Origin of the sequence: Hymenobacter jejuensis, from assembly GCF_006337165.1 — a bacterium.
Lineage (GTDB): Bacteria > Bacteroidota > Bacteroidia > Cytophagales > Hymenobacteraceae > Hymenobacter > Hymenobacter jejuensis.
Window position 1 is genome coordinate 3652327 of record NZ_CP040896.1, and the last position, 20072, is coordinate 3672398.

Below are 20072 nucleotides of genomic sequence, written 5' to 3' on the forward strand. Positions count from 1 at the left end.
CTTGCTCAAAAACAGCTTCTTAACGAAGCTTGCGCCAATCTTACGCACGGCCTCCCCGCTGATTGCGCCGCCGAAACAGATTCACCAACTGTGGCAGGTAGTCGGTGTTGGTGGCAATGGATAAGTATTCGGTGCGGTGGCGCCGGCAGATTTGCCCGATCTGCTCGCGGTTCTGCTCATAGGTAGCCCGGTAACGCGCCCGAAAGGCTTCCGAAGAAGTGTTTACCCACACCGTGCGCCCCGATTCTTGGTCGTGCAAGGGCACGATGCCCAGCGGTGGAAACTCGCGCTCGCGCTTGTCGAGCAACTGTAGCACGACCAAATCGTGCTTGCGCGCCAGCATGGTGAGTTCGCGCTCGTAATTCGCGTCGATAAAATCGGAGATCAGCAGCACAATGCTCCGGCGCTTGAGCAGCCCTAGTGCCTGCTTGATGCCAGCCGCCACAGCCGTATGGCGGGAGCGAGGCTCCAACGCAAATAGCTGTTTGATAAGCGCATACGCATGTCTCACGCCTTTGCCGGGTGCCAAGTACAATTCCTTTTGATCGGAAAAGGCCAGGATGCCCAGCTGCGCATCCTGCCGGGCAGCCGAGAGCGCCAGCACCCCGCAGATTTCGCGGCCCACGTCCAGCTTGCGGCGGCCTTCGGCACCTACACGCTGCGAGGCGCTTACGTCGAGCAGCAGCAACACCGATTGTTCGCGCTCTTCCTTGTAGGTCTTTACGAACGTGCCGTGGCCCTTGCTCGATACGGCCCAGTCGATCGCGCGTACCTCGTCGCCGTATTGGTAGAGGCGCACGTCGTCGAACTCCAACCCTGTGCCCTTGAACACGGAATGAAAATCGCCTTGCAACTGCGCGTCCACAGCCTTCAGGATGCGGATTTCCATTTGCCGAAGCTTGCGCACGAGTTGCTGGAACGGTGTGGCGGCGGGCGAATTCATTTCGGCTAAACTACGGGTTTCGAACTAACTTTGTCACCGTGAAAAAGCTTCCTGCCAGTTTTCTGCTGTTTTTGAGTCTTGCGCTAGCGTGTTGTCAGCGTCCCGAAGAACCTACGCCGCCCGCTCGGCTTTTGCCCAAAGAGCAGATGGAGAGCCTGCTAACGGAGCTGCACATTTTGGAAGCGCGGGTCGATGCCGTCAACCTTCCGCAGGATTCGGCGCGGGCACTCTACAACACGCTGCAAAAAGAAGTGTTTCAGCGTCGTGGCATTACGGATTCGGTGTTTAAGCAGAGCTACCGCTACTACGCCATTCACAACAAAGACCTCGACAACATCTACGGCAGCGTAATCGATAGCCTGACCAAACGCGAGGAAAAAGCCAGAGCCGCGACGCAAGCCAAGCCGCTAAAGTAAGCGGTGGCCGTTGGGCACGGGCGCCGCCAGAGAAGCCAGTACAATATCACCGTTAGCATCGGCTGCGCCCGTCACGAGTACTTCGGAGCGAAACGGGCCGATTTGTTTGGGCGGGAAGTTGACCACGCACAGCACTTGGCGGCCTATCAGGTCGGGGGGCTGATAATGGCGCGTAATTTGGGCGCTGGAGCGTTTGTGGCCGATTTCGGGGCCTAAATCGACAAGCAATTGGTAGGCTGGCTTTCGGGCTTGCGGAAATTCGCGGGCTTCCAGAATGGTGCCCACGCGGATGTCCACGCGCTCAAAATCGGCCCACGAAATAACGGCAGAAGCTGATTCCATGCAGGCAAGGTAGAAAAGCTCGCGTTAGGGCGCGACGGCAAACCGATCGAGTTGGGCCAGCTTCAGCTTGATCTGGCCTTCCCAGTTCTTCTGGTTGGGCGTGTTCAGGCCGTGGTTCGTTTCGGCATCGTAGCGCGCCTCGTCGCGTTGCCATTCGGCAAAGGCGGCGTTGGTTACGTTCTTAAACCCGGGCTGCAAGTGCGCGCAGTTGAGGTGCAGCGTGCTCAGCTTTTGACGCAGCTTGCGGGCGTGGTACTCCGTGATGTCGAAGTGCAGCTGCTCGTGTTTCAGCAGCGACTCGTTGGACTTGGTAGCCTCGCGCACCCACGATTCGGTGGGCGAAAACACGGCCCGCACGCTGTAGTTGAAAACGAAATCGGTGCAGCCGGCTTTTACGTCGATGGTGGCGGTAGTGAGCGCGGCCAGCTTATCGGCGGGTGTGGGCTTGCTCTTGAAATCGGACCAAGCCAGCGGCCGGGTCGGCGACCACGGAATCAGCGTAGCGGGGTCGGCGGCCACAACTGTGTTTTGCGGGGCTGGTGTGGAAGCCATCGGCAGCCAAAACAGCAGCGGAAGGAGAAAGGAGAAAACGGGCATTACCAGGTCAGTAGTAAGTCAGAAAGCACTACAACGTACAACCTTCAAGTTCTAGTTCGTGAGCAGAAGTGCAAAGGCTTTTTATTTCTCCTCGAATTAATTTATATAAGTGTTTGATTGTCAGTTATTTATATAAATAAGCTTGGAGTCGGCTAGCGAGCCAAAAGGGCTTCCTGCCGAACATGTACGGCGCTGTGCTGCCGGAAGCGCCACAATAAGACGCCCGCCACCAGCGACAGGCCCGTCAGCAACCCGATCCAGACGCCCGTCGCGCCCAGATGCAGCAGGAAGCCCAATGCGTAGCCCAGCGGCAACGCCACGGCCCAGTACGCCAACAACGCCACCACCGAAGGCACTTTCACGTCTTCGAGGCCGCGCAACGCGCCGAGCCCCACCACCTGAAGACCATCGGAAACCTGAAATAAAGCCGCAATCAGCAGCAGGTTGGAAGCATAAGCCACCACCTGCGGGTCGTGGTTGTAGAAATATGGAATACGGTTCCGGCCTGCAATCAGCACCAACGCCATCGTGCTCATAAACAAGAACGTAAGCGTGTAGGAAGTGAAACCCGCGTTCCGCGCGCCCGATAAGTCGCCGAGGCCGCGCAGGTTGCCCACCCGAATAGTTGCCGCCGCCGCGATGCCGCTGGCCGCCATGTACGTCACCGACGCCACATTAATGGCAATTTGGTGAGCAGCAAGTGAGGTAGCGCCGAGCCAGCCAATCATGATGGCCGAAAAGCTGAACGCGCCCATCTCGAACATCATCTGCACGCCAATTGGGGCACCCAATCCGATCAGACGACGCAGCACGGCGGCTTCGGGGTGCAACCAATGGCCGGCGGCTTCGCGGTACGGCCGCAGGCGCGCCGCACGCAACACGTACAAGCCCATAAATAAGGCCATCAGAATGCGGGCCGTAAGGGTTGCCCATGCTGAGCCCATCAAGCCAAGACGCGGGGCGCCAAAGTGCCCAAAAATGAGCGCGTAGCACAACAAGGCGTTGATGACGTTGGCCATGATCGACAGGAACATGGCTTGGCGTGTAAGGCCCAGGCCCTCAGCAAATTGCTTAAAGCCCTGAAATACCATCAGCGGCAGCAACGACACAAACAGCACCCGCACCCACGGTGCCGCCAGCGCCACCACTTCGGCCGGCTGGTGGAGGTGATGCAGCAAGGGCGCAATCAGGAAGCCGACACCGGCCAGCACCAAGCCCGCCACCGCGCTCAGCCACACGCCGTGCACGAGCAACTCGCCGAGGCGGCGAACGTCGCGCTTGCCGTCGGCAGCGGCCACGAGGGGCGTGATTCCCATCGAGAGGCCCAAACCCAGCACCATCACCACTGTGTTCACGCTCACGCCCAACGACACGGCTGCCAGCGGAATCTTGCCGGTTTGGCCCACCATCACGCTGTCGCACACGTTGACCAAGACGTGGCCCAACTGGCTCAGTACCACAGGATAAGCAAGTAAAAGCGTAGGCTTGATATGCGGGCGGAGCGAGGAAAACTGCATGACTCGGACGGGTGGAATTGGGCCGCAAAGGTACGACGCCCGCCGCGGGTATTCCCGCTTTGTCAAGATGTTCCGGCGAAAACCAGTTGCCCTAAAACACAGGGGCCGAGGCCAGTGCCTTCCGGATGCGACGTAGCGCCTCTCGCAACGCCTCCTCGGGTACGGCATACGACAGCCGGACGAACCCCGGGGCGCCGCAGCTGGCCCCGTCTACGACGTCTACGCCGGCTTTGCGCAAGCGCGTTACTAAGCTGGCCGACGCGATAATTGGGTCGATGCGAGGCGTTAGGTAAGCGGTAAAATCCGGGAAGGCGTAATACGTGCCTTCAGGAATGTGGCAATGCACATTGGGCAGGTCTGCCAGGCCATCCAGCAAGATGTTGCGCGTTGTGGCCAGCTGTGCAAGTAACTCACGGGTAATGCTGGCCGAGGCTTTGGTGACGGCTAACGCTGCATGCTGGTTGGGCGTAGGAACTGCCGCGGCGGTGGAAAATTGCCAGGCCGCGCACACCTGCGCCACGGCCGTCGGGGCCACCAAGTAGCCCACGCCCCAGCCTACCAACGCCAGCGATTTGGAGAATCCGTTGACGACAACGTGCTGGGCGTGCGGGTCGGCAAACTCCAGCAGCGAAGGCACCGGCTCCGTGCTGAACGATACCAAATCGTAGATTTCGTCCGAAATCACCATCAGATTCGGGTGTTGCCGGGTCACGTCCAGAATGGCTTCTACTTCCGCGTGTTTGTAAATGCGGCCCGTGGGGTTGTTCGGGTTGCTAAACAACAAAATCCGCGTGCGCGGCCCGATAGCTGCTTTCACAGCGGCCGGCGTCAGGGCGTAGTCGTCGGTGCTGTTGAGCGGGAGGGGGCGCATGTTTCCGCCGGCCTGTTCAATCAGGCTTTTGAACCCAAACCACACCGGGGTTGGCACCAATACTTCGTCGCCGGGACGCAGCAACGTTTTGAACAAGGCAAACAGCGCCGCTTTGCCGCCCGGCGTCACCACCACTTGTTGCGGCGAGACGCCATAGCCGCTCGAGCGGCGGTAAGTGCTGGCCAAAGCTTCGCGCAAAGCGGGCAGGCCTTCAATGGGGCTTACAGATAGCTGCCCGCCCTGAATAAGGCGCGTCGCAGCCTCGACGGCCACCGTCGGAGTCGGGAAATATCCATAGCCGGATGCTAGGCTAATGACCGCGCTGTGCATGTGCAATTGTGTTAAAAAGCACGTGAACTTAGCAATCTTTGTGAAGTATAAAAATAGGAGCTTCGGGAGTAATTTATAAACTGTTTACTTTCAATTGATTAGCTAGTTACATTAAAAATAGCGTCAACGAAATAATCCTTATCATCGGTAAAATATTCAAGAATTTGCAGATCAGATTGCGCTGCCAAATTGTCGAGAATGGGGCGGGTGAACTTATAGGAATTTTCTGTGTGAATGACCTCCCAGGCCGCGAACTCAAAGCTTTGTTGCAATGCCGCAATGTTTACGGTCTGAGCCTTCGTACTGACCAGAAATGACCTGACGGCGCCGTCAAGCGGGTCATAATCGGTGTAGTGCTGCCAGTGGCCCAAGTCGAAATCGGCGCCCAGTTCGCGGTTGAGGCGCACGAGTAAATTAAGATTAAACGAAGCCGTTACGCCTTGCGCATCGTCGTAAGCCGCCCGGATGATGCGCGGGTCTTTTTGCAGGTCAAAACCGATTAGCAAACGATCGTCGGAAGTGAGCGGACGTGCCAAGCGCCGCAGGAAACGCAGGCGCTCGTCGGGTAGGAAGTTGCCGATGTTGGAGCCCAAAAACAGCACGGCTTTGCGGCCTGGCCGGGCGGCCATTAAGGCCAGCGCGTCGGCATAGTCAGCTACAACGGGTTCGACCGGCAAGTCGGGCAGCTCGGCCTGCAAGCTGGCTACCAGCCCATCGAGGGCGGCGGCAGAAATATCAACAGGCACATACGTAACCTGCGCCCCGGTTTCGAGCAGGTGCCGCAGCAAGATCTTGGTTTTCAGGCCGTCGCCGGCGCCTAGTTCCAGCAAGAAGAAGGGTTCGTCAGCCTCTTGCGGGCGCAAGGCCTTCCCGATGGCTTCGCAATGTGCCGTGAGCAGGGCAAACTCGGTGCGCGTGGGATAATACTCCGGCAGCGCCATAATCTGCTGAAACAGGCGGCTGCCTGCGTCGTCGTAGAAATACATCGACGACAGCGTTTTGGGCGTACGGCTCAGACCTTGGGCTACGTGTTGGGCCAAAAGTTGCGTGGACGTGGGCGGAAGCAAAGCAGAATCGTGGGCAGTGGAAGTGCGCATAGGGGGTACAGCAAGCAAAATTGCCTGTTCAGTTTATATTTCTGATAATCAAGTAGTTGCTATTTGGCCAGCCGAATGCCCGTAAATTGCCAGCGCTTGTCGGCCTGAAAGAAGTTACGGTAGGTAAGCCGGATGTGGCTTTCGGGCGTGGCACAGGAGCCGCCGCGCAGCACCATCTGATTGATCATGAATTTGCCGTTGTATTCGCCCAACGCACCCGCCGCCCGCTCGTAGCCAGGGTAGGGGTGATAAGCCGAATACGTCCATTCCCAAACGTCGCCGAGCAGCTGGTGGCACTGTGCGGGGTCGGCGTCCGGCGATACGGGCTGTGGGTCGAATAGGCCGCTTTCCACGAAGGTGCCGTTGGCCGCATCAGGGGCAAAGTGACGGGCCGCTATTTCCCATTCCTGTTCGGTGGGCAGGCGGGCACCCACCCAATGCGCGTACGCATCGGCTTCGTAAAAGCTGACGTGCGTGACGGGCGCTGCCGGGTTGACGGGCTGCAACCCCGAGTGCGTAAAGCGGTGCCAGCCGTTGTCTTTCCGCACCCAATACAGCGGCGCTTCCCAGTGGGCTGCCTGCACCAGATCCCAGCCTTCGCCGAGCCAGTAGCGAAAATCCTGGTAGCCACCCGCTTCGATAAACTCAATGTATTCGGCATTGGTAACCAAGCGGTTCTGAAGCGAGAAATCGGCTACGTACACTTCGTGCGGTGCCTGTTCATTGTCAAAGCAGAAGCCTGTGCCTTCGTAGCCGATGCGGTGCACGCCGCCGGGCACGGCCAGCCATTGCAGGGGCAGAGTGCGAGCCGGCGCCTCTTGCAAAGCCGCCGGCAGCGGTTGGTAGGCCGGAGCCAAAGGACTGGTACTCAGGATGTATTTGATGTCCGTTACCAGCAGCTCTTGGTGTTGCTGCTCGTGTTGCAGGCCCAACTCAAACACGGTGCTAAAGGCCGCCGGCAGCGTGTCGGTAGTAGCCAAAAGCTGTTGCATGTGCTCGTCGACGTGGGCGCGGTACGCATACACATCTTGCAGCGGCGGGCGCGACAGCGTGCCGCGGTCGGCGCGGTTGACGCGGCTGCCCAGCGAATTGTAGTACGAATTGAACAGGAACGCGTAGTCGGCGTGATACACGCGGTACCCTGGCAGGTATTCGCCCAGCAAAAAAGTCTCGAAAAACCAAGTGGTGTGCGCCAAATGCCACTTCGGCGGGCTCACGTCGATAATGGGCTGTACCACAGTGTCTTCGGGGAGCAGCGGGCGGCACAGGATTTCGGTTTGGCGGCGCACTGCCTGGTAGCGTTCCAGCAGAGAGGCAGGCACCCGGACAGAGGCAGTAGCTGGCGTAGGTTGTGAAGTAGACATGGCAAGCAAGGAAAGGACAGTGCTGAGGTAACCTCAGAACGTACGTGAAGTTTTGTCCAATAGCTACAAAAGCAAGAGCGGCACGAGCTAAGCTCGACCAGTATTTAGCGCAGCACTTGCTTTTTAGTACGTAGAAGGTCGTCAGTAGTAAGTGGTATTTTGTGCAATAGCGAGAATATTTTGGATATTTTTTCAGCTATTGCCGTTGGGCTGCCCGTTGAAGCAGCACTGTTCGTTCCCGATTCCACCTCCAAAAACACTGGGCTATGATAACAAATGATGTACCCCAACGCGGCGCTGCTTCGGCTACAAAAGGGCAGAAAAGCAGTCAGAGCGCCGCTTCTGCCCGCAAGAGCACCCGCGGTTTTGCTGCCATGGATCCGGCCCAGCAGAAACGCATTGCCAGCGAAGGCGGCAAAGCCTCACACGCCAGCGGCCGCGGCCACCGGTTTACTTCGGAAGAGGCGCGTGCTGCCGGCCGTAAAGGCGGCATGTCCAACCGTACGCGTAACGAACCAAGCAGCCCTGCTGCCCGCTCGTAATTCGTCCCCTTTCGGCCCGTAAGACCGCCTTCTTAAGCCTCTGCGCCCTGCGTAGAGGCTTTTTTTATGTGTTTGATTATAAGGTAATTATCCTGTGCCTGATATAAGCTTTGGTTCGGCGGTAAGTTATTTCGGCGTTACTTATCGGCAGTTTGCCTGTTAGGATATCCGTATGCTACAACTCCGTTACTCGCAGCGTGTTCTGCGCTTCAATTTTCCGGCCCGTACGTCGCGTGGGGCCCTCACCGAACACGTTGCGTGGTATCTGCATCTTTTCGACCCGGCCCAACCCGGTCGGGAAGGCATAGGCGAAGCCGCCCCGCTAGCCGGACTTAGCCCCGACTACAAGCCCGGGTTTGAGGCGCAGCTCCAGAAGTTATGCTCTGATTTTAATAATCTGAATACAAGCGCATTAGAGCCGGAGGAGATAGCCAAGTTCGTAGGTCCCGAATGGCCTGCGCTGCGGTTCGGACTGGAAACCGCCGCCCTGGACTGGCAACACGGCGCCCGGCGCCACCTCTACGACAACGCATTTAGCCGGGGCGAAGCAGGAGTGCCCATCAACGGCTTGGTGTGGATGGGCGATGCCGGCTTCATGCGCGAGCAAATTCAAAAGAAGCTGGCCGATGGTTATTCGTGCCTGAAACTCAAAATCGGGAGCCTCGACTTCGGGACCGAGCTGCGGCTGCTGGCCGAAATCAGAGCCGTGGCGGGTCCGGCCGAACTCACGTTGCGCGTGGATGCCAACGGCGCTTTTGCCCCCAACGAGGCCTTGTCGAAGCTCGAACGGCTGGCCCAATTCGAGCTGCATTCCATTGAGCAGCCCATTGGGGCCGGCCAAATCGAGCGCATGGCGGCCGTGTGCCAACGCTCGCCCGTGCCCGTGGCGCTGGATGAAGAACTGATCGGCGTCACCCAGCCCGCGGCCCAAGTAGCGTTGCTTGAGCGCATCAAACCGGCCTACATCATCCTGAAACCCACCTTGGTGGGGGGGCTGCAAGCCACCCTCGAATGGGTAGCTACCGCCGAAGCCCTGGACATCGCGTGGTGGCTTACGTCGGCGCTGGAGTCGAACATTGGCCTGAACGCAATCAGCCAGCTGGCCGGGCAATACGCACGGCTTGGCTTTGCCCAAGGGCTCGGTACGGGGCAGCTATATCACAATAATTTGGCGGCGCCGCTTTACATCGAGGCCGGTCAGCTGTATTATAATCCACAGACGCACTGGGAGTTACCGGGGTGATACAAGGGGCAGACAATTAGCGGCTTTTTTTAGTAAATTACCGGACCCGCCTTCCCTTTCTTATGTCCGCCCCGCGCTTGTTTGCCATGCTGGTTTCGGGCCGTACTCGGCCCCTGTGGACATGCTTTGGCTTGCTCATTTTGCTGTTGTGTATGCCCTTTGTGCCCCTTTCGGCCCAAGATTCGGGGGCGCCTTTTACCATCGTAAATCAGAAAAAACAGGCCGTCCGGATTCCCTTCGAATTGCAGCGCAACCTCATTGTGGTGAGTGCTAAGCTCAATGGCAAAGGGCCGTACAACTTTCTGCTTGATACGGGGGTGGGCATTTCGCTCATCACCGACCCATCGCTTCGGCAGACGCTGAACCTGCCCATCGGCAACCGCTTTCAAGTGGCCGGTGCGGGTGAGGAAAATGCCATTCAGGCCTTCCAGAGCGACGGCGTGCGCGTGGAACTGCCCGGGGTAGTAGCGCCGGCGCTCTCCTTTTTGGTGTTGTCGGAAGACGTGCTCAACCTGTCGGGCTACGTGGGCGTGCCCATTCACGGCATTCTGGGCTATGATATATTCCGCAGCTTTGTGGTCGAGGTGCGGCCCGTTGAGCTGGTGCTTCGGTTTCACGACCCCTATATGTTTCGGCAACCGCAGGGCCGCAGCTGGACTACTATACCGTTACAGCTGCAAGGCAACAAAGCCTACATCACAACGGAAGTGGTTGTGAATGACCAACTTGCGTTGCCCTTGAAATTGGTGTTGGATACGGGTGCGGGACATGCTTTGTCGCTGGAAGTCGGCTCCGACCCGCGCCTACAATTGCCGCCCATCCGCCTGCGCTCGCAGCTCGGCCGCGGCCTGAGCGGGTACATCAACGGTTTTCTGGGGCGCGTGACGGCCCTGCAGATCGGCAAATACCGCCTCAAATCGCTGCTTACGTCCTTCCCCGACGCCGACAACGTGCAGCAGCGCGTCGATATTCCGCGCAACGGCAACGTGGGTTTCGAGCTGTTGAAGCGCTTCAACATGATCATCGACTACCCGCACGCGCAGTTGATGTTGCGGCCCAATGGCCTGTACCGCGACCCGTTTGAGCACGACATGAGCGGCTTCGACCTGATGGCGACTGGCCCCGATTTGCGCCGCTACATCATCATGAAAGTGCAGCCCGATTCACCCGCCTCGGCGGCCAACCTGCACCCCAACGATGAGATTGTTTCCATTAACCTGCAACCGGCATCCAGCATGAGCCTGACCCAGATCAGCCGCCTGCTGCACTCCGCCGATGGCCGCCTGCTGCTCCTGATTGTGCGACGCAGCGATGGGCACATGTACACGACGGCTCTGCAGCTAAAACGCCAGATCTGAGTAAATCACCGCCGCACGAAAGGCTTGCAAAATCCTTACATTTAAAAACTTCGCTGTTTTTTCCTCCCACCCGTCCTTTTCCGCCGCCCAATGCCCACGGCTCCTTCGCCCGCGCTGCCGCCTGCCATTCGCGATAACCAGCACATCTACAGCGATTATTTCGACGAAGAGTTTGCCCGCAGCCTCGACGAAAATATTCTGCAGATGCTGGATCGGATCTGGTTTCGCTCCAAGCTGGTGGGCTTCGAGGATTTTCCGCAGCGCAACAACCCCGAGCGGCCACTCATTTTCGCCAGCAACCATTCGGGCATGGCTTTCCCCTGGGACGCTATGGTGGCGCTCGCCCACCTGATGCGCTGCCTGCCCAAGCCCAGCGACCTGCCGCGCCCGTTGTCGGCGCCCATGCTGTCGCAATCGGTGCTGATGAACCCCTTCTTAGTCAAGAACTTCTGGAAGAAGTGTGGATGCGTAGATGCCACCACGCTCAACTTCGAAACGATGATGTACTACACCGACCACAACCTGATGCTGTATCCGGAGGGCGTGCCCGGCATTGGCAAAGGGTTCAATCGCAAGTACCAGTTGCAGCGTCTGGCCACCAGCATGATCCGGCTGGGCATTCAGCACCGCACCGACATCGTGCCGTTTTATACCATCAACGGCGAGTATCTCAATCCCTTCGCGTATAGCTGGCGCTGGCTCAACGACAAGACCAAGAAAATCGGGATTCCGTTTTTGCCGCTGGGCCCTATTGTGCTGCTGGTTTTGTTGCAGCCCTGGTGCTTTTACATGGCCTATCCGGCCAAGCTCACCTTTGTGCTCGGTTCGCGCATCAAGCCCTACGAACTCACCGACAAGCCCCACGACCAGATTACCCGCGAAGAGTACGAAACCTTGTCGGAACAAGTGCGCCAGCGCATGCAAACCGAAATGGACGCCGCCGTGAAAGCCCACGGCCGATCGCCGTACCGCTTGGGGGAAATGTGGCAGCGCATCAAGCAAAACTGGCGCTATTTCCCGTTTTTCCTGCCTTTTGCGTGGCCAGCCATGTTTGCCGAGTTCGAGCGATTATACGTCCGTGAAGGCCGCCGCGACTTCCAGATGGATCTGACCCGGCCGGGCGCGTGGCTCCGCATGATTTGGCGCAACCCCCACACCCTGTACTTCTTCATTCCCGTATTAGGTTGGATTCCTATTGCCTTGCGAGGGTACAAAGGCAACACGCTTCGCAAGTCACCACCTCAACAGCCGTAAGCCGGAGGTATAGGAATAGATATGAGTTATAAAGTTTAACAAATTTTTCATAACTATTTGTAATTCAAATAATTATGAAAATACCCGACCTGCCATCCACTTGCTGAATTCTACGCTCAGCGTCCCAATTCCCACCCGATGCCCTCCACCCAACATTCCGTACTCAAGCAGTTTGTCACGGCCGCTACGGGCCCTCTGGCGCGCAGGCGGCCCCGTCTTCCCGCCATGCGCCTGGCGCTGGAAATGAGCACTCTTTTTCAATTTATGCCTTGGGGCGTGCACTTGGAAGATGTTGATGTAGAAGGTATTACATCCGAATGGATTCGGCCCGAAGCTGCCGATGCCCGTCGCGTATTGCTGTATCTGCACGGTGGTGGCTACGTAATGGGCTCGTTGAACACGCACCGGGCCCTAATCGGCTCGTTAGCAAAGCGTTGCGGGCTTACTGCCCTCGCCATCGACTACCGAAAAGCACCCGAGTATCCTTTCCCGGCTGCTTTACAAGATGCCCTCACAGCCTACCGGTGGCTGTTGCGCGAAGGCTACCGCGCGCAAGACATCGTCGTGGCCGGCGACTCCGCCGGGGGCGGCTTGGCGTTGGCGCTTGCCATTGCCCTGCGCGATGCCGACGATCCTTGCCCGGCCGCGGTCGTTGGGTTGTCGCCCTGGACCGACCTTGTACTGCCCCATAGCGCGCTTCAGCACTTGGCCCACGAAGAAGCCCAGCTTCTCGAGGCATTGGAAATCCGCAGTTGGGGACCGCTTTACGCCGGCGATACCCCGCTGACGCATCCGCTTATTTCGCCGGTTCACGCCTCCCTGCACGATTTGCCCCCGCTGCTCATTCAGCTTTCCGATGCCGAAGTGCTGTGCGCCGATGGCCTTTCTTTCGTGCAAAAAGCCCAAGCGGCTGGCGTAGATGCTACGCTGCAAGTTTTTCCGGGGCTGGTGCATTGGTGGCATCTGTTCTGGCGCGTTGTGCCCGAAGCCAGCGAGGCACTCAACCAAGTTGCCGGGTTTGTGAAGGAAATCTGGGCGGCTCAGAGCCGGTCTGAAAAAGCAGTGCCACGGCCGCGGCGACGGGCGGTGCTGGCCGCCTAAGATGAATGCAGGAACTGCAAAAAATAGCGACCGATGTAAGCAGAAACACAACTATTTCCTAGCTTCAAATGCCCTATAATCAGCTTATTATGGCCTTGAAATATGACAAGTGGCCACCCGCCGAAAAAATTGTTTCTGCATAGTCTGCTATATAGTTATGATTTTGTAGGTTTGCGATAAGTAGTCGGCTTGCATACTATTTTTCGGGCGCTGGCAGACTTGTCGCATTGTTTTTATTCCCACCAACCCTTTTAATCATTCAGCCTCATGGAAGATCTATTCAAAAAGTTCATCAACGCCGGCGTCGGTTTCGTGTCGCTGACCACTGATCGTGTGCAAACCACCATCGACGCCCTCGTGAAGGAAAGCAAGCTGTCGGAGCAGGAGGGAAAGAAGATCATGGATGATCTGAAGAAAAACACCGACACCAAGCGCAAAGAGCTCGAAAAGCAAATCAACGGCATTGCCTCGCGCGTGATGAAAAGCATGGGCGTAGCCACCAACGCCGACGTGGAAGAGCTGAAACGCACCGTGAAAGGCAGCGGCTCGAAGTCTGCAAGTTCTTCAGCCTCAAGTGCTTCCAAAAGCGGCGCTAGCAAGTCAGGCGGCAGCAAATCGGCCACTGCCACGGCCGCTGGCGCGGCCAGCAAAGCAGCCGGCGCTACCAAGAAAGCCGCAACCAAAACCAGCGCTGCTGCCAGCACGGCCCAAAAATCGGCGGCCGGCAAAGCTGGCGCTGCCAAAACCAACTCCAAACAGTCCACTTCGGCTGCCGACAATGGCAGCGCCGACTCGGCTTCGTAAGCCGGCCGCGTTTTGCGTCTGATACCTGAGAAAAGCCAGTGCCGCCCTCGAAGCGGATGCTGGCTTTTCTCTTATCCCTGTATTTTGCAGTTCCTTCCCACTTAGCCAGTTGCCGCACGCATGTTCAAAAACACGATTTCCAATCTGGGCCGTATTCGGCAAGTAGTGGAAGTGCTGGTGCGCTATGGCTTTGAGGATGTGGTAACTAACACAACGTTGCGCCGCCTCGTGCCCCAGAAGCGCCGCCTCTCGTGGCAGCACGCCGAGCGCCCGGTATTTGAAACGACGCGCTGGGAGCGCATCCGGATGGTGATTGAGGAGCTCGGCCCCACGTTCATCAAGCTGGCGCAGGCCCTAAGTAACCGCCCTGATCTGTTGCCCGAGCCGCTCATCGACGAGTTTCAGAAGCTGCAAAGCGACGTGCCGCCTTTTGATGTGCAGGTGGCCAAGCAAATCATCGAGCAGGAATTGGGCCGCCCGATTTCGGAGGTGTTTACCGAGTTCGACGATGTGCCGTTAGGCTCGGCCAGCATTGGGCAGGTGCACCGGGCGCGGCTGCTGACGGGCGAGGCCGTGGTGATAAAAGTGCAGCGCCCCGACGTGCAGGAAAAGGTGCGCACCGACCTGAACCTGCTGCACGAACTGGTACGCCTGACCGCCGGTTTTTTGCGCAACCAAGGCCTTTCCAACCCCCAGGACATCGTGGATGCGTTTGAGCGCAGCATGATGAAGGAGCTAGACTACACTTCCGAAGCGCGGAGTATGGAACAGTTTCGGAAGCTCTACGAGAGCTACACAACGTTCTATATTCCAAAGCCTTACCGCGAGTTCTCAACGGCCAAGATTCTCATTATTGAGTTTGTGAGTGGCTGCAAGATCTCGGATAAGCAGCAGTTGCTGGCCTGGGGACTGAGCCCGGAGAAAGTCGCCGAAACCGGCATGGACATTTACCTGACGCAAATCTTCGAGTTCGGGATTTTCCACGCCGACCCGCACCCTGGCAACGTGCTGGTGCGTCCCGATGGCACGCTGGTGCTCATTGATTTCGGGATGGTAGGGAAACTTACCAAGCAGCAGAAGTACGCCTTTGCCGGCGTGTTTATTGGCATGGCCCGGCAGGATGCGCGCAGCATGGCGCTGAATTTTCGCCGCCTCGCGCTCACGGCCGACATTCCCGACATGCGCGCCTTCGAAGCCGACCTCACTGACCTCATCGAAGACTTTACGATGCTCGACGTGAAGGAAATGAGCATGTCGGACCTCGCCGATCGCTTGCAAATCATCATCTACGACTACAAGCTGCAAGTGCCTGGGGCAGTGTTTCTTATCCTGCGGGCGCTGGTGATTCTGGAGGGCATTGGCAAGGTTTTGCATCCTTCGTTCAACACCTTCGAGTTTGTGCGGCCCTACGGCGCGCGCATCATTGCCGAGCAATATTCTACCGAAAACATCCTGAGCGAAGCGCAGTACACCGGCACCCAGTTGCTGGCCCTGATCCAGACGCTGCCCACGGATATCCGCCAGATCATGCGCAAAATCAGTCGAGGCGATTTGCGGGTTCGGGTAGAACTATCTGGATATCAATTGCTTATGCGCAAGGCTGACCAGTTGGTCAGCCGCACGATCATTGCCTTGCTGGCCGTGGCTTTTTTGCTGTTTTCGGGGCTGAGCTTGCTGGGGCACTACACGGCCGACATGCCGTATTACCGCGGCATGCCGGTTATTACGTGGTGGGGGTTTAGTATCACGTCGTTTCTGCTGTTGGTGCTGCTTATTCTAGGCACCCGAAAGCGGAAAGAGTAACGGAAAGGCTTGTTCTGACACGAAATCGCCCCACTAGTTAGTAACCAGTGGGGCGATTTTGCTCAGAGAGCTACGAGCAAACTTAGTGCGCGTGAATACGCTTGCGCTTTTGCCGACGCCGTTCCTGCGCCTGCTTTACCCGGCGATGCAGTTCCTGCTGGGCAGTTTCGGCTTGGCTCGAAGCGTCCGACGAGGTCGTCGCTGCGTTGTTGGATTCAGTGGAGGCCATAACAAAAGAGTTGGTGTGAATCCTTGCGTATACGTAGGGCAGCGACAGGGTTTGCCGAGGATTGGAAATAAAATTTGGCAACCGCTTCAGCCTTGGCTGTAATCGGCTACTTCAACTTGCAGATACTGAGCTAACAAAGCGGCTTTCTCCACTGCTTCCCTACGCTTCTGCAAGTCGTATTCTTGCACAACAATTCCTTGGGCCGAGTCGCGAACTGATAGCAGTAGGATATATCCTGCATGCTTCTTATTCACGACTTGGCCGACCTTGGTTGTGGTTGTAGTTCCGTAAGCGTAATACTTCAAAACCACCCGGACGATATCGGGGAGGGCATCCCACTGGCCACCTGTTATGCCAGCGAAACGAGTATAGAAGCGGTATCTTTTGTTAGTAAAATCAAACGAAATCCCTTGCTCAAGCGGAGTTATCGGATAAACCAGTAGCAAGCAAAGGCTCGTTTCAATCATGTAATTACTTACCGCTAGCATTGCAGCAGCTAAGACCAGCGCCCAAACTATCGCTGTCTGGCCGGCAAATCGAAGGTTTTGCTTTAAGCAAACTGAGTACAGATTCATCACTTTTGAAAAGCCCAAGCCGGATAGGCCCGCCTGCATTGTGCCTTACGCCTGCTCGAACAAGGCGACCTCGACGTCGAGATAGGCAGCCAGTTCATCGGCCAATTCCAAGGCCTCTGGCTTTTCTGATTCGTGAAACTTCTTCACAATAATACCTTTCGCCGACTGTCCCACCGATAACATAACTATGTAATAGTGAACGGGATTGTTGACCTGCCAACCTCGTCTGCCGGCAATTGGAAGCTCCGAAAAAAACTTAACCACTACCCGATTTACAGGGGGAAGCGGCTGCCAAGTGCCAACTTTCATTCCGAGGACTGTAGCAAAATACCGATAACGTCTTCTGGAAGGATCAAGGGCAAAATCAGTGCTGCTGAAACCAAGAACACAGGCCACTATGAGGCTGATGATGGCCAGCGTGGCGAACATGCGGGCGATAGAAGCCGAATTGCTTTGCGTCGCCATCACGCAACACGTAAATCCTAAAGCAAGCAGGAACGGGAACCCCCAGCGCGCTACGAAGCCTCTAGATTGGATGGTAGTGATGAACATTACAGCAGGTTAGCGCCAAGAATGCTTCAGTAGATGCTAATTCTGCACTTGCAACAGCACCCGCTAAGTCTAGAAAATGATTCCTAAATCGAGGCGCAGGGATTTGTGCGTGGGTGCCGATTCGTAAAAACCCGTGGCATCAAGCATTTGGTCCGTGCGCACTTCCAGGCTCAGAGTTGGCAACGAGGCCCGTTGCACCAAAATGCCCGCGCCACCCGCTAAGCCAAAGCTGGCACCACCCGGGTTGTGAAGCGCATGCTTATCCGGCTCGGTCTGGTTGGAACTCTGGAAAATGTTGGCAGACTGATTGTTGAAATTGAGACCGTAACTCGGTCCGGCATTCAAGTAGGGGTGTATGGACTTGCGGCCGAAGGTATAGCGCAACAACAACGGAATCTGGAGCTGCGAATACCGAACGGACGTTGTGAGTGTCGTTGTATAAGCTGCGTAGCCGTTGAAATAATCGATGGGGCCATACGAGCTACGCAGCGCCAGATAGGTAATTTCTACCAATGCAGATAGCCTAGACTTGTTGGTAGTTTGCACAAATAGCCCTACCTGATAACCCAGGGCTTTCTGATGCTGACCAGTATAAGGCTTTTGGGAGAACTTGAAGTCTGATGCGTTAAGGCCCGCTTTTATGCCATAGGAAGTTCGTATTCCGTTGGGTGCTTTCACAACTTGGCTAGGCTGTTGTGGCTGACGGCAAGTATTATAGGTTGTAATCAGAGAAGTCACACCCGGAGTGGTGTACGGATAGCGGCTTTCGATTTTGCTGTATGTAAAATCCAGCGTTGGGCACCCAGTAAGTACTTTCAGATAAGTCAAGCGAGCTGTGCCCGGCGCCACTTCTATAACATAAGCTGTATCAGCGGGCTGCAAATAATAACGTAGATCTCCATCCGTGTTTTTGCCGGTATACAAGCTAACAAAGCCATGCACCAGTGGCGCTACGAACTGACGGTTGCCATGAGGCCCAACCGCTTTGCTGACCCCAATAGGCCCGTCAGCGTCGCCGTAGCTAGTAACCTCTGCGGGAGCAAACTCAGTAGTACCTTTTCCTTCTTGATACAGGCGTACTGTTTTGAGTTTTTCTGGTATTTGCAGTCGACCGCGCAAGGTGTCGCCGCCAGCAGTAACAAGGTAATCCTGATTAACACGCTGGGCGGTAGCCGCAAACGCAGTGAGCCCAAAGGCTGCTAGTAAAACAAATGACTTCACGTAAAAAAAGGTAGAGTTTTGGCAACAGAGATTGAAAATAGAACAACAGGAATATTCGACTTCAAAGAAACCGCGCTTTCAAGTAAGAAAAAAGCCCTGGCACGTGCGCCAGGGCTTTTTTCTTACTTGAAAGGAATTTGTAATCTACCGTAGCTTCATGTCGTCGATGATGCGGGCAATGCGCTCGGTCAAGATGCGGTTTTCCATCTCGTAATCCACGGCCGATTTTAGCGGTTGTTTTACGCTGAAATAGAATTTGATCTTCGGCTCGGTACCCGATGGGCGGGCTGAAATCTTGCTGCCGTCGGCGGTGATGAATTGTAGCACGTTGGAGGCTTCCAGGCCCGTTGGGGTTTCGATGCCCGTCCGCAGGTCATGTAGGGTACCTTTCTGATAATCACGCACTTCTACCACCGGTGAGCCGGCAATAGTAGCGGGCGGATTGGCCCGCAGATCGCGCATCATTTCCTGGATCTCCTCGGCGCCGCGCTGGCCTTTTTTCGTGATCGAAATCAAGTCTTCCTTATACAGCCCGTACTCGGCGTACATGGCTACCATTGCCTCGTACAGCGACTGGCCACGGTCTTTGGCCACGGCGGCCATCTCGGCAATAAGGGCGCAGGCCGACACTGCGTCTTTGTCGCGCACGAAGCTGCCGATCATGTAACCGTAGCTCTCCTCGCCGCCGCCGATGTACGTTTCCTTGCCTTCCAGATCGCGGATGATGCCCGCAATGTACTTGAAGCCCGTGAGCGTCTGGTACGCCTTTACGCCGTGGGCATACGCAATATCGCCGAGCACGTCGCTGGTTACGATGGTGTAGACGATGAAGTCCTGATCGGTCATTTTGCCGGCCTGTTTGCGGGCCGACAGCAAATAGTGCGTCAGCAAAGCTGCCGTCTGGTTGCCGTTGACGAGCACCCATTCGCCGTTGCTGTTTTTTACGCCGATGCCTACCCGGTCCGAGTCGGGGTCGGTGGCCAGCACAATATCCGCGTCAAGCTGCTTGGCTTGGTCGAGGGCGATTTGCATGGCCGCTTTCTCCTCGGGATTGGGCGAAACCACCGTCGGGAAGTTACCGTCCGGGGTGGCCTGCTCCTGCACGATGTGCACATTCGTAAACCCGAAGCGCTCTAATGCCTTGGGTACCAACGTGATACCAGTACCATGCAAGGGCGTGTACACGATCTTCAGATCGTGCTGGCGCTGAATCGCCGCCGGGTTGATGCTAAGTTTCTGTACTTCAGTAAGATATGCATCGTCCAAATCGGCACCGATCATGTGGATGCGCGACTCGTCGGCCTGAAACTTCACTTCGTCAACGGAATGAATGGCGTTGACCTCGTGGATGATGTTCTTGTCGTGGGGCGCAACTACTTGCGCGCCGTCCTGCCAATACACCTTATAGCCGTTGTACTCTTTGGGGTTGTGCGAAGCCGTGACCACGACGCCGCTTTGGCACCCCAAGTGCCGAATCGTGTACGATAGCTCCGGCGTAGGTCGCAGATCCTCAAACAGATACACCGTAATGCCGTTGGCCGAAAAAATGCCGGCCGCAATGCGCGCAAACTCCCGGCTGTTGTTGCGCGAGTCGTGGGCGATGGCCACCTTAATTTCCTGGTTCGGGAAAGATTTCACGAGGTAGTTGCAAAGCCCTTGCGTGGCCATGCCCAGGGTGTAGCGGTTCATGCGGTTGGAGCCCGTGCCCATTACGCCGCGCAGGCCGCCCGTGCCAAACTCCAGATTGCGGTAAAAAGCGTCGCTCAGGGCTTCTTCCTGGCTGCCATCCGCCATTAACTGACGAATATTAGCCTTTGATTCTTCGTCATAATTACCTGATAACCAGGTATTTATCTTTTCTTGGATTTCGGTAGTCAGCGCCATGTAGGGAGGGGGTAAAAGCGAAGGTTCAG

At 56.7% G+C, this 20072-nt stretch carries 20 protein-coding genes; 8 read left to right on the top strand and 12 right to left on the bottom strand.

The features are described from left to right. Positions 1 to 40: 40 nt before the first annotated feature. Positions 41 to 943, bottom strand: a complete 903-nt coding sequence (locus tag FHG12_RS15200; protein ID WP_139516533.1) for a DUF58 domain-containing protein — start codon at positions 941 to 943, stop codon at positions 41 to 43. A gap of 38 nt (positions 944 to 981) precedes the next feature. Here FHG12_RS15200 and FHG12_RS15205 point away from each other — a divergent pair, with 38 nt between their 5' ends. After that, on the top strand, positions 982 to 1359 hold the full coding sequence (locus tag FHG12_RS15205) for a DUF4296 domain-containing protein (protein ID WP_139516534.1): 378 nt from the start codon (positions 982 to 984) through the stop codon (positions 1357 to 1359). Here FHG12_RS15205 and FHG12_RS15210 read toward each other — a convergent pair. From FHG12_RS15210 to egtB, 6 genes are all read right to left on the bottom strand, one after another. Beyond that, entirely contained in the window at positions 1351 to 1701 is a 351-nt protein-coding gene (locus tag FHG12_RS15210) for a tRNA-binding protein (RefSeq protein WP_139516535.1), read from the bottom strand. The genes FHG12_RS15205 and FHG12_RS15210 overlap by 9 nt on opposite strands. A gap of 24 nt (positions 1702 to 1725) precedes the next feature. Further along, positions 1726 to 2298 carry a DUF922 domain-containing protein gene (locus FHG12_RS15215; protein WP_139516536.1) on the bottom strand — a complete coding sequence of 191 codons (573 nt, stop codon included), beginning with the start codon at positions 2296 to 2298 and terminating at the stop codon, positions 1726 to 1728. 152 nt (positions 2299 to 2450) lie between these two features. Continuing rightward, positions 2451 to 3815 carry an MATE family efflux transporter gene (locus tag FHG12_RS15220; RefSeq protein WP_139516537.1) on the bottom strand — a complete coding sequence of 455 codons (1365 nt, stop codon included), beginning with the start codon at positions 3813 to 3815 and terminating at the stop codon, positions 2451 to 2453. A 91-nt stretch (positions 3816 to 3906) separates the two neighbouring features. After that, positions 3907 to 5016: a pyridoxal phosphate-dependent aminotransferase gene (locus FHG12_RS15225; protein ID WP_139516538.1), complete on the bottom strand. Its 1110-nt coding sequence runs from the start codon at positions 5014 to 5016 to the stop codon at positions 3907 to 3909. Positions 5017 to 5114: 98 nt separating this feature from the next. Continuing rightward, entirely contained in the window at positions 5115 to 6113 is a 999-nt protein-coding gene (gene egtD / locus FHG12_RS15230) for an L-histidine N(alpha)-methyltransferase (RefSeq protein WP_139516539.1), read from the bottom strand. 59 nt (positions 6114 to 6172) lie between these two features. Then, a complete protein-coding gene (gene egtB / locus FHG12_RS15235; protein WP_139516540.1) occupies positions 6173 to 7477 on the bottom strand; it encodes an ergothioneine biosynthesis protein EgtB in 1305 nt (434 codons plus the stop codon). Between the two features lie 266 nt (positions 7478 to 7743). On the opposite strand from egtB, the gene FHG12_RS15240 reads away from it, so the two are divergent. The 7 genes from FHG12_RS15240 to FHG12_RS15270 all read left to right on the top strand — a co-directional run bounded on the left by FHG12_RS15240 (position 7744) and on the right by FHG12_RS15270 (position 15582). Beyond that, the gene (locus tag FHG12_RS15240; RefSeq protein ID WP_139516541.1) at positions 7744 to 8019 is read left to right on the top strand and encodes a KGG domain-containing protein; all 276 of its coding nucleotides are present in this window, start codon (positions 7744 to 7746) and stop codon (positions 8017 to 8019) included. A 172-nt stretch (positions 8020 to 8191) separates the two neighbouring features. Beyond that, a complete protein-coding gene (locus tag FHG12_RS15245; protein WP_139516542.1) occupies positions 8192 to 9262 on the top strand; it encodes an o-succinylbenzoate synthase in 1071 nt (356 codons plus the stop codon). A gap of 62 nt (positions 9263 to 9324) precedes the next feature. Then, complete coding sequence (locus FHG12_RS15250; protein ID WP_139516543.1) at positions 9325 to 10620, top strand: aspartyl protease family protein; 1296 nt, start codon at positions 9325 to 9327, stop codon at positions 10618 to 10620. Positions 10621 to 10710: 90 nt separating this feature from the next. Continuing rightward, positions 10711 to 11874 carry a lysophospholipid acyltransferase family protein gene (locus FHG12_RS15255; RefSeq protein ID WP_139516544.1) on the top strand — a complete coding sequence of 388 codons (1164 nt, stop codon included), beginning with the start codon at positions 10711 to 10713 and terminating at the stop codon, positions 11872 to 11874. Between the two features lie 138 nt (positions 11875 to 12012). Next, positions 12013 to 12975, top strand: coding sequence for an alpha/beta hydrolase (locus FHG12_RS15260; RefSeq protein ID WP_139516545.1), 963 nt, complete (start codon positions 12013 to 12015; stop codon positions 12973 to 12975). Positions 12976 to 13242: 267 nt separating this feature from the next. Next, positions 13243 to 13779 (top strand): phasin family protein, encoded by a 537-nt coding sequence (locus FHG12_RS15265; protein WP_139516546.1) that lies wholly within the window; start codon positions 13243 to 13245, stop codon positions 13777 to 13779. A gap of 120 nt (positions 13780 to 13899) precedes the next feature. Next, a complete protein-coding gene (locus FHG12_RS15270; protein ID WP_139516547.1) occupies positions 13900 to 15582 on the top strand; it encodes an ABC1 kinase family protein in 1683 nt (560 codons plus the stop codon). An 82-nt stretch (positions 15583 to 15664) separates the two neighbouring features. Here FHG12_RS15270 and FHG12_RS21015 read toward each other — a convergent pair whose 3' ends face one another. The 5 genes from FHG12_RS21015 to FHG12_RS15290 all read right to left on the bottom strand — a co-directional run bounded on the left by FHG12_RS21015 (position 15665) and on the right by FHG12_RS15290 (position 20043). Further along, positions 15665 to 15811: a hypothetical protein gene (locus tag FHG12_RS21015; protein ID WP_165699419.1), complete on the bottom strand. Its 147-nt coding sequence runs from the start codon at positions 15809 to 15811 to the stop codon at positions 15665 to 15667. 86 nt (positions 15812 to 15897) lie between these two features. Then, positions 15898 to 16386: a hypothetical protein gene (locus FHG12_RS15275; RefSeq protein WP_139516548.1), complete on the bottom strand. Its 489-nt coding sequence runs from the start codon at positions 16384 to 16386 to the stop codon at positions 15898 to 15900. Between the two features lie 45 nt (positions 16387 to 16431). Then, the gene (locus FHG12_RS15280) at positions 16432 to 16938 is read right to left on the bottom strand and encodes a hypothetical protein (protein ID WP_139516549.1); all 507 of its coding nucleotides are present in this window, start codon (positions 16936 to 16938) and stop codon (positions 16432 to 16434) included. A 69-nt stretch (positions 16939 to 17007) separates the two neighbouring features. Continuing rightward, positions 17008 to 18159: a porin family protein gene (locus FHG12_RS15285; RefSeq protein WP_165699420.1), complete on the bottom strand. Its 1152-nt coding sequence runs from the start codon at positions 18157 to 18159 to the stop codon at positions 17008 to 17010. A 144-nt stretch (positions 18160 to 18303) separates the two neighbouring features. Further along, on the bottom strand, positions 18304 to 20043 hold the full coding sequence (locus tag FHG12_RS15290) for a phospho-sugar mutase (protein ID WP_139516551.1): 1740 nt from the start codon (positions 20041 to 20043) through the stop codon (positions 18304 to 18306). Positions 20044 to 20072 lie beyond the last annotated feature (29 nt).